This window comes from Pyrinomonas sp., assembly GCF_040289685.1.
Taxonomy (GTDB): domain Bacteria; phylum Acidobacteriota; class Blastocatellia; order Pyrinomonadales; family Pyrinomonadaceae; genus Pyrinomonas.
Window position 1 is genome coordinate 1 of record NZ_PSLQ01000088.1, and the last position, 10388, is coordinate 10388.

Consider the following 10388-nt stretch of genomic DNA (forward strand, 5'->3'; position numbering starts at 1 on the left):
AGAGCGGTCAACCATCTGGAAAGAGCTTTCGGGCGGACGAACGGCCATTGGTTCGCCGTCATCAACGATCGAAAGGCTTCGACTGGATCCGCAAAGTGTAGCTACAGATCTCGATCTTGTCCTCCAGCGATATCGGCGTCGGTTCATCGCGCGCCACTTCGCGCCCGTTCACCAGCGTTGGGTTACGCCCCTTGTGCGTGAGCCAAAATCGCCCTTTGTCGTCGCGCGCGAGCACAGCGTGTAAGCGGCTGATCTCCGGGTCGCCAGTGATCGGAAGATCGACCGTGACCGAGCGAGAGCCGCGTCCGATGGTGATCTCCGGTTTGCTGATCGGGACCACTTTCTGGCGCACTCCATCGCGCCAAATCTCGATGGAGTAGAGTTCCACGGGACGTTTGCGAACCACAGTCGCCTCGCCTTCAGCGACCGTCGAATCATCACGCGCTGTCGGCGCTTCTTGGAGGGGACGCGGCGTGACAGTGGTCGAACCCGTCTCGCTCTCTTCCCAGACAGGCTGCACGCGAAACTCGCCTTTGTTAAGCGTGCCATCAACGCGCAGTTCAATGACGAAAGACTTGTTCGCTAGTTGCGTCTTCCCGCTCAACTCGCGCGCGCGTTCCGATAGGATGTGGCGCAAACCTTGTTCGAGAGCGCGTCGCTTGTCTCCACGCCACTCCTTGTCGTCCTCGTTGCTCAAAAAGACGATGTATTCGCGTGGAAGGAAGGTTGGTCCGCCGGGCGGCGTAATCATCTCGCGTTGCATTACGGCTTCGACCTCGCGCGCGATGCGCACGAAGAACTCCTCCCACACGCGACGCGGTTTCTTCTGCTCATCAACTTCAGCGAGCGGATCGTCTGCGTCTATTCCGTCGATCCAGCGTCTGATCGATTCGAGTAATCCCACGGCTCTTTCACCTCGCACCATTCTTCAGGTCAGCTTGATCTCACTTCGGATCGAAATAGATGGCGTTGACCCACCCGCGATCCAGCGAGGCGGGGTCTTCTTTCGGGCGACCGTGCTCGACGATGACCACTTCAAGCCAGTTGTTGCGCGCGTCCAGAACGCGCACGACCGAACCGCGCTCGGCCAGCCCCACGCGCGGGTAGCTCGCACTCGGCCCCGAACGCAGGTTGACATCGGTCGTCGCGACTAACTGCCGTCCGATTGGCGAAGGGTTCTCGGCGGTCGCCGTCGCCGTTCGCCCTTGGCGCAGGCTGCTTACATAATTATGTGTCGCGTAGAGCAGAAAGACAAAGCACGAAATAAACGCCGCTGTCGCGAGCCAACGCAGCGGGCGGCGGCGCGCTGCAAAATGGTTGGAAGGGGCGGCGGCGGAAGCGCCCCCATCTTGTAGCGTCGCTTCTTGCGCTGATCCTTGTTCGATCGAGCCAGCGATCGGAACGATGATGCGTGAAGGATCGAGATGGCGTCCAGTCGGATGTTTAGGCCCAATCTCTTCGGGCCGTTGTTCAGCGCTTCGGGCGATTTCGATCCGTTCGGCGCGCGGCTTGGCGACCACTGTCTCTTCATCTTTGACTAGCAGTTTGGTCGGGGCGTTCTCTAGGTCTTCGACTTGAGCCTCCTGCACCGCTGCTTGCAATTCGCGCCAGAACTCGGCCACCGTTTGGTACCTCAGTTCGGGGTCGTTTTGCGTTGCGCGTTCCAAAACGCGCAGCACGGCGGGCGCCCACCTCTCGCATGCGATCTCCGATGGAAATCGCGTGACAGGGCGACGGGCGAACTCGCGCGGTGCGCGTCCAGCGAGCAGCATGAAGGTCGTCTTGGCGAGCGAATAGACGTCGGCGGCGGGCGTCAAGTGCTCGCGCGTTGCGCGCGACAACGCATCGAGCGGCGTAGTATCGCTGGCCGGATGATGTTCGGGTGCGGCATAGATTTCGGTGCCGACTTTGGTGATGATGCCTTCTTGCGTTTCGATCAGTTTGATCTTGGCCACGCCGAAATCGGCGATCTTCACTGTGCGGCGATCTTCGGTGAGCAAAAGGTTTTGCGGTTTGATGTCGCGATGGATGACGCCACGCGCGTGGGCGTGGCTCAAACCGCGACAAACCTGTTCGAGATAAAAAAGCGCTTGGTTGAGCGGCAACGGGCGGTTGTTGCAGAGTTTGGCGAGATCGCCGCCGGGCAGGTATTCGAGGACGAGGTAGTGAAAGAGGCGGTCGTCGAGGTCGAGCGCCGTCCCGCGCCCCAGGCAGCTGATGATGTTCGGATGGCGCACGCGGTCAAGAGCTTTCGCTTCGTTCTGAAAGTTTTCGATCAAGGTCCGTTCCAGTTCGGCATCCGGCTCCCCTTGAAGGTTCGTGTTAAGGGCTTTGATGACGACCATCGGCGGCAGATGGTCGCTTGGCGACACCACGCGCGCGACGAAGATCTCAGCGTAGCTTCCGCGACCCAAGCACCGGAGGATGTCGAAACGGTTGTCGAGTCGGCAATTTTCCAGTTTCAATTCGCTCATCTCTTTTCCGGTTTGCCACACCGTCCCCATCAGGGTGAAAGGGCGGGCGTCGGGGCAAAATCCTTCTGATTCAAGCTCTGCAAGGTCTGATCGAGCGCGCGCGACGCCTCTTCGATCGCTGCCGGATCGCGCGAACGAAGGGCGGCTGCTGCCGCCAAAAGGCGCGTCTCGATCTGCAGGGAGCGTGTGCCTTCGTCTTTGTTCTCTTCAAGCAACGCGATGGCACGACGAAAAGCTTCCGCCGCTTGCTGGTGCTCGCCTGCCAGCAGCGCGGCGCGCCCGAACAGATAGAGGAACTCGGGATCTGTCGAGGCGAGCGGTTCGCCTGCGGTCGCTTGCGTCATGCGGTTGAGCATCGCGCGCGGCGCGTGGTCTATCTCACGCTTTTGGCGTTCGTATTCGAGTTCACGTGCGTTGATCTCGGGCGTGGGCGTCGCCTGCGTTTCAGGGCGCGCCGCGCGTTGTTGTTCGTAATTCATCCCAGCGTAAAAGGCGGCTCCGGCGACGAGGCCGAAAAGGAGCAGCAGCCCCAAGGCGCGAAGGATCTTGGTGAACGCGCCGGATTTCGCCTCTTCTCGACGTCGAGGCTTTGCGGAACGAGCATCGTCAACGGGAACGGCGATGGTGCTAATGCGTGGGCGCGACGATTGCTCCGGCGCGAAGCGACCGGGACGCACGACCGTCTCTTCTTCATGTCGCGCGCCGATGCGCACGATCACCGCCGTGAGGTTATCTTCAGCGCCGCGTTCATAGCACAGGCGTTTCATCTGTTCGCAGGTCGCTCGAAGGTCGTCAGCTTGCAGCAGCAAGCGACGGATCTCTTCGTCCGAGATATGGCGCGTGATGCCATCGGAACAGAGAAGGAAAGTCGTGCCGTCCTCGACCTCAAGGGCGCGCGTATCGACCTCGACCAGCGTTTCGGCGCCGAGCGCGCGATTGATCACGTTGCGCGCAGGATGCATCGCCGCCTCCTCGGCGGTCATCCTGCCTGCCCGCACTTCCTCTTCGACCACCGTATGGTCTTCGGTTTCGCGGTGGAGCTTGCCATCAGGCGTCAACCGATAAAGGCGCGAATCGCCGACGTGGCCGATGGTCGCCCGACGACCATCGAGATGAAGCGCGACGATGGTGGTCGCCATCATCTCGATGCTGGGGTTTTCTTGCGACAGGCGATAGATGCGGTCGTTGGCACGCTGGATGGCGATCTCCATCAGCTCTTCGACGTCCTCATCAAGGTGCTTGTGACGAAAAGCTTCAGCAAGCGTCTCCACCGCCATCCGCGACGCCACTTCACCCGCCTGTGCGCCGCCGACGCCATCGGCCACAACGAAGATGCGGTTCTCCACATCGACAAGGTAAGAATCTTCATTGACGGGTCGTTTCTCGCTCAGTCCGCGATCGGTGATCGCTGCCGCTTCCACCAACAACGTCGCCTCTTGCTTCATTGAACCGCCTCCAGCACCGGAGCCTCTTCGCGTTTGACGAGTTGCGGCAACGTCGCTGCTTCACGCGCGTTGCGGTGCGAAAAAGCCATCAACATGCCGAGCATGGCGAAACTGGTGATCAAGCTGAAACCGCCGTGGCTGACGAACGGGAGCGTAATGCCGGTCATCGGCAAAGCGCGTGTGATTCCGCCGATGTTGACGATCGCCTGCAGCCCGATGAAAACCGTCAGCCCTGCAGCGCAGAGTTTGGTGAACATATCGCGCGCTTCGGTGGCCGTTTTGATGCCGGCATTGACGAAGATGGCGAGCAAGGTCAGAACCACTGCCCCGCCGATAAGTCCGAACTCCTCGCCGATGGCAGCGTAGATGTAATCGGAGTCGGCCACCGGGATGACCTCCGAAAAGCCAAGCCCGAGGCCGCGCCCCGTTGTTTTGCCGGACGCGATGCCGAAGAGCGCCTGCGCCGGTTGAAAAGCTAACCGATCAAACCAGATGTCGACGTTGACCGTGCGTTGCATTGCCGGGCTTTGCTCAGCCAGTTCGCGCATGCGCGGATTTTCGGCGAGCGCTTCTTGGTAGTCGCGCTTCCACCAAGAAGTCTCCGGCGACGGCGGATCGAAGCCGTCGAGCCAGAGATGGAAACGTTGCTTGATGCGATCCGGCAAAACGGTTTGGACCGGTTGGGCTAGCGCTGAAAGCAGCGGCACGCGCTCTTGCACGTCGCGCGGCAGCGCGCCGACAACGAGGATCGCCGCCGCCAGCAGAACCGAACCGACGAAGACGAGGATTTGCGGCCAGCGCCGCACGGCGATGAGATAGAGCGTCGCATACGCGCCGCTGAAGACGAGCATCTGGCCGAAATCTTTCAAGGCGAAGAAGGGAATGAAGGGGATGATCGCCATGGCGACGAGCGGCACGACGTCGCGTGCGCGCGGCAAGCCCCAGTAGGTCTGCGCGAGGTTTCGGTAGTAGGCGGCCAAGACCCCAGCGAAACCGAGCAGGAAGGGGATCTTCGACGGCTCCCATGGCGTCATGTTGCCCAAAGCCTTGCCGGCTTCAGACGTGGCTACCGCCGCCGCCAGCGGAACGAGCGTCAAAAGCACGATGGAGAAGCTGTTGCGTTGAACCCAACCGAGCACTCGCTCGTCGGCGAAGAGCCGAAAGGCGAGAGCGAAAGCGAAAAAGGCGAAGATCGGCACCCACGTGTAGCTCGACGTCAGAACGTTGGAGAAGGCGATGCTTGAGCGACGTGTGGGACGCGAAATGATCTGCTCTTCAGTGATGTCGGGCGGAAGGCCGAGCAGCTTCTTCTTCTCGGCGTCGTAGAAGTGGGCGATGTAGCGCTCGCGCATCGTCACCATCTTCTGCGCGCGCGCCTCGGCTTTGTTGCGCGCGCCGTACTCGGGATCATTGTAGAGACGATACTGGACCACCATGCCGATGGCAAACAGAGCGGTGGCTGCTGTGTAGAGCGTCCACTGCCCAGCGTAACGCATCGCGCGCGAGAGCCAGAGAAGCAGAAAGATGAGCGGCACGAAGAGCAGCAGGTCGCGCACGCCGCTTGCCACGGACGGCTCATATCCGCGCAGCAACGCTGCGCGATAAACGGTGTAGTAGCCGATCGCCTCGAAGGCGACGATCAAAAGCAGGATCAAAAGATGTGACGAGGCCCGGTTTTTGATCATGTTTGCATCCGATCGTCAGTTCGCCTGAAGAGCTTCCAGTTCTGCCGCGTAAAACCGTTCGTTCCAGAGCCGGACGTCCTTTCTCGCAACCTCATTTTCGAGTGGAGCGGGCAACTGCGCCACGTGATCGAGTCCGATTCCCCTGTTCAAGCCTTTACCGCTCTCATCTGCGAGCGCGGCTTTCGGCGCGTGCGCGTCGAGCCTTCTTGGCTTGCGGTTGGTCTTTGCTCGGCACCCCTTTCTCTTGCGGCGGAAGGCCAAGCAGGCCGAGTTCGCGCGCCTTTTCGACAAGCGCGGCGGCCACCGGAGCCGCAGCGCGCGCGCCATAGCCGCCGCCTTCGATGATAACGGCCATGGCGATCTGCGGGCGTTCGAGCGGCGCGATGCACAGGAACCAGCTATCGATCCTCTTCTCGGGTGAGATCAGCACCTGCTCGTATTCGCGAATGATGCGGCCCGTGCGGTCGCGCTCGTACTTCTTGACGGTTACGGGTTCGCCCGTCTTCGGGTCATAAACGGGCACTTCTTTCTGCGCGGTGCCGGTTTTGCCGCCCGTGGTGATGCCCGCAGCCGTGAGCGGCGCGAAGATCCGACGCGCCGTCCCCTCTGTGCCCATGGTCACGCGTCCCATGATAGCGCGCATCTCAGCCGCCTGCTGCGGCGTCGCGACTTGGGCGAACGCTTCCGGCGGACGGTCGAGCTCTATTTTCGGTTTCATCAACTTGCCCTCGACGTTAGCAATGGCTGCTGCAACGAGCGCCATTTCGAAAGGCGTCATCTGCCCGGCGTAACCTTGTCCGAATCCGACGAGCGCGAGGTCGTAGGGGCGCATGCGATCGGCGGCGACAATGGTCGCCTCGCGTGGGGCGAGCGCGCGCGCCACCGCTGATGTGCTCGCGTTCCATATTTCGGGCTGTTTGCGCCCGCGCAGCGCATCATCCGACGTGTCGTAAGCGCCGATGCCGAGGGCGCGTGCTGCGTCACGCATCCTTTGCGCTCCGAGCTTGACGGCGAGTTGAGCGAAGTATTGGTTGCAAGAGACTTCATAAGCGCGCGCCATGCCAATTCTGCCGTGGACCTCGCCCGGTCCGCCATCGTCGTAGATAACGCGCGCGCCCGGTTGCGCGTAGTAGCCGTTGCCGCTGCAGACGAACTCGGCATCCTGCATGCCGGCGCGGTAGGCCGCGAGCATGGTCACGGTTTTGAAGGTCGAACCGGGAATGTAATAGAAGCTGAGCGCGCGATTGACGAGCGGACTATCGCGTTTGTCGGCGTCAAGCCTGATCCACGTCGTCTCATCCTGCGCGTCCTTGACGCTGTAGGACGGGTTGCTGTACATGGCAAGCACTTCGCCCGTCTGCGGATTGAGAATGACGACCGCGCCGTGACGACCGCGCAGTTGTTCGACGGCGGCTTTCTGCAGCTCGCGGTCGATGGTCAAACGAACGTCGAGCGTCGCAGGCTGACGCAGATTGCGTTCGAGGACGACGTCTAAAGCTTGCGGCAGCGCGCCGCTTTCCACGCCGAAGAGCGCGCGTTCGAGGCCGGGATCGCCGCGATCCGTGCCCAGCAGATGAACCGTTGCTTGGTCCAGCGGATACTCGCGCACGATCCGCCCGCGCTCATCCCGACGATAAAGCGCCAACGCCCGGTCCAGTTGGCCGGAACGGTCCAAAATCCAACCGCGCAACGTCGATTCGGCCAGCCGCCGATTGCGCAAGTCCTTGTAGCTCAGAGCTTGAAATTTCTCGTTGGTCTCGGCGGCATATAGCGCCCAATAGACGTGAAAGCCGAAGACGGTGAGGACGAGCAGCGTGAAGGCCAAGCGAAAAGCGCGCACGCCGCGGTTGGTCGCCATCGCGCTTAGACGCTTGCGCACTTCTTCGGGCAGATCTTCTGGTGCCACGGCAACCAACGGATCGCGCTTGATTCTCGTTCGGTATCGAACGAAAGCGACGAGGAGCAGCAACGCAACCAGCCCCAAGCCGCCGATGTAGATCAAGCTCAAAAGCGCTGGCAACTTCTCCGGGATCAGGAGCAGCAACATGAGTTACGTCCGCCTCTCGCTTTGCTCTTTATCTCTGGTAGGATGCCGATTGCGAACCGGCAAGGGAGTCGCGTATCGGGTCTTGCATTCGAGTCGCTCTTCGCCGAATCGGCCCGCGCCGCGCGGGAAGAGCCAAGGTTGCAAAAGGTGCCCATCGCCGTTCGCTCCGATGCGAACCGTATTTTGCGTATCCGTTCGGTTGCGCTCTGATTGCGAAAGATGCGCATCGTCGTTCGCTTCGGTGTGCCGCCGCCGATCAGGCATCTTTGAAAGACCAAACCAAAGTTGCGAAAAGCCCGTCGCGGTTCATCCTTGCCCCGTCCTCTTCGCCTCTTCAACACGCCGAAAGCGCACTTCCACTTCACCGAAATTGACTACATCGCCATCCTGCAAAAGGCGCGCCTCGCCGTAAGCAATACGCCGCCCGTTGATGTATGTTCCATTGGTCGAACCGGCGTCGGAAAGAAGCAAGCTGCCTTCGCGCGTCATCGCCATCGTGGCGTGGATTTTGGAGACGCTCTGGTGGCGCAAGCAAAGATCGTTGTCGGCGGCGCGCCCGATGGCGATGCGTTTGCCACCGGGAACAACTCGCAGCGACGCCCTTTGCCCGCCCTCGGGCGAGCGTATTTCGACGACCAGCGCGATCTCCCTTTGCAGTTCGGACGGCGTTTCATCTCCCCCCTCTCGGATGCGGCGCGCCTCTTCCTCGAACTCCCCGAAAGAAGGGTCAACGTTAATGCCGGTTGTGAAGATATCAGCGGCGACCTCAACGCGCACTGGAGCGAAAGTGCGCAACCGCTGATCGTTGATGTGATCGATGGCCGCGGCGAGCACTTCATGCTTCAGTTCTTCAAGCGCTTCTTCGGGCGCGTTCGTGTGCGTGCCCCATTCGATCTTGAGCTTCATGAGGTGCGGAGCGATGCGCCCGCGGCGCTCGTCTTCGATGATGCGCTCATCGATCAGGCGGCGCATGCGCTCGATCAAAAGCGAGGTCGTCATTTGGTTCGATGTTTCGGGCGCAAGCCCGAAGCGACGGTCCACCGCTCGCCCCAAGCTCTCCAGCGCGCGATGGAGCAGACGTTCCACCAACGTCTCATCGCGCCGCGCACGAGAACCTTTTTCAACATCTTTTTTCGCTTCGTTCGTCAAGGCCATAATTCCGATCGCGCAACAGCCATTTTAGCTGAACGCTTGGGGCGGAGAGAAGCAAGGGGAGTTGCCCCCTGCGAAGCAGAATGAACGTCTTGGGTTTCGACGCAGGGGCGGGAGCGCGAGGAGAGAGAAAAAGAGGCCGCCAGCAGCGCGGCTCGCGGCGGCAACGATGTCATACAACGATCCTGAGATTCAAGAAACTTTTACCGCGTCTCCCTCTTTCAATCCTCGCATGTGCTTCAGCACGACCGCGCGGGATCGATCGCAAGCGTAGACAAACGCAACCTTGGCTTTGCCTTGTCCATCTTCACGAGTGGAGATGGTCGTACTGCAAGCCGATCCATCGTTGCAGCCGATGTTCACGTTTGCGTATCGGCATGACTCGGCCTCTTCTTCCGAATACGTCATTTCGCAAGAGAAATCTTCGGGTTGATTGATTTTTCATCGGAGCCGCCGATGTGTGGGCCAGCATGATCGAGGAAGAGCGAAATCTCAGAGAAACAGCCTATGAAGTTTCATGCTCGTCTCCTCTTTTTCCCTCGAAGTCGAGGTCTTTGGAGCGGATCAAACGTTCGGGTGAGAGTTTTGAACTCCGCCGATCAGTCTGCGTCAGGCACGCAGCGCGGCTAAGCTTCATGATCTCGAGCGCAAAGGGTCCCGGAACGCTGGCGCACGGCTTCGTAGAGGATGATGCCGGCGGCGACGGCGACGTTGAGGCTTTCAACCGGTGGGTGCATTGGGATCTTGACCGTTTCGTCCGCTATGCACACTTCATCGCTCTTCAATCCGCTCGCTTCTGCCCCGAAAACGACCGCAAACGGCGTGCGCCAGTTTATTTCGGTGTAACTCTTCTCGGCTCCTAAATGGGTCGCAAAGGTGCGAATCTGGCGTTTTGCGCACCACTCGATGGCTTCTGGCAGCATCATGCCGGTCCAGATGGGCAGGCGAAAGGCCGAGCCCATCGCGCCACGCAGCGCTTTGGCTGAGAAAAGATCGGTCGTGCCGGAAGTGGCGATGACGCCAGTGGCGCCCGCCGCTTCGCTCGTGCGTAAAATAGCCCCGGCGTTGGACGGATTGTTGATTTTGTGAAGAATGATTAGAAACGGAGTCTCCGCCCTTGCGACGAGGCGATGCTCGAAAGAAGCGCGGTCGGTGGCCGGACGACGGGCGAGCAGGATGATGCCTTGCGGCGTCTTCGTGTTTGAGACAGAAGCGAGCAGCTCATCGCTCAAAAGACATAGGCGCTGCGCTTTGCTCCCCAAAGCTTCGGCTATCAGTTTGACCTTGGGATCATCCGAAAGAGAATCGGCGATCAAAAGCTCCTCGATGTCGAGGCCGGAACGAATCGCCTCTTCGCATAGGCGCACGCCTTCTATGAAAATGGAACCGCGCTCTCGCCCATCGCGCACGGCACGCGCTCTTTTCACCGTCTCGTTGCTGCGGCTCGTCAGGCGAACGATCCTCATCTGCCGAAGTTTAAATGCGAACTCAAGCGAGTTCAACGTCCATCATCTGGCGAGCGGTCGCAGATGTGACGTCCTCCCCTCAATAAATTGAGGGGCATCCCCAAAGGAATGGACGCGAG

Annotated in this window: 7 protein-coding genes; all 7 read right to left on the reverse strand. The window is 60.5% G+C overall.

The window, feature by feature from the left end; genetic code table 11:
- Positions 1–61 precede the first annotated feature (61 nt).
- Positions 62–904, reverse strand: coding sequence for an FhaA domain-containing protein (locus tag C4334_RS13695; protein WP_352432652.1), 843 nt, complete (start codon positions 902–904; stop codon positions 62–64).
- 40 nt (positions 905–944) lie between these two features.
- Positions 945–2474, reverse strand: coding sequence for a protein kinase domain-containing protein (locus tag C4334_RS13700; RefSeq protein ID WP_352432653.1), 1530 nt, complete (start codon positions 2472–2474; stop codon positions 945–947).
- Positions 2475–2503: 29 nt separating this feature from the next.
- The gene (locus C4334_RS13705; RefSeq protein WP_352432654.1) at positions 2504–3919 is read right to left on the reverse strand and encodes a Stp1/IreP family PP2C-type Ser/Thr phosphatase; all 1416 of its coding nucleotides are present in this window, start codon (positions 3917–3919) and stop codon (positions 2504–2506) included.
- Complete coding sequence (locus C4334_RS13710; RefSeq protein WP_352432655.1) at positions 3916–5604, reverse strand: FtsW/RodA/SpoVE family cell cycle protein; 1689 nt, start codon at positions 5602–5604, stop codon at positions 3916–3918. The genes C4334_RS13705 and C4334_RS13710 overlap by 4 nt, the downstream gene beginning before the upstream one ends.
- 163 nt (positions 5605–5767) lie before the next feature.
- Complete coding sequence (locus C4334_RS13715; protein ID WP_352432656.1) at positions 5768–7651, reverse strand: penicillin-binding transpeptidase domain-containing protein; 1884 nt, start codon at positions 7649–7651, stop codon at positions 5768–5770.
- Positions 7652–7957: 306 nt separating this feature from the next.
- The gene (locus tag C4334_RS13720; RefSeq protein ID WP_352432657.1) at positions 7958–8806 is read right to left on the reverse strand and encodes an FHA domain-containing protein; all 849 of its coding nucleotides are present in this window, start codon (positions 8804–8806) and stop codon (positions 7958–7960) included.
- A 623-nt stretch (positions 8807–9429) separates the two neighbouring features.
- Positions 9430–10269, reverse strand: a complete 840-nt coding sequence (locus C4334_RS13725) for a TrmH family RNA methyltransferase (protein WP_352432658.1) — start codon at positions 10267–10269, stop codon at positions 9430–9432.
- Between the last annotated feature and the right edge of the window lie 119 nt (positions 10270–10388).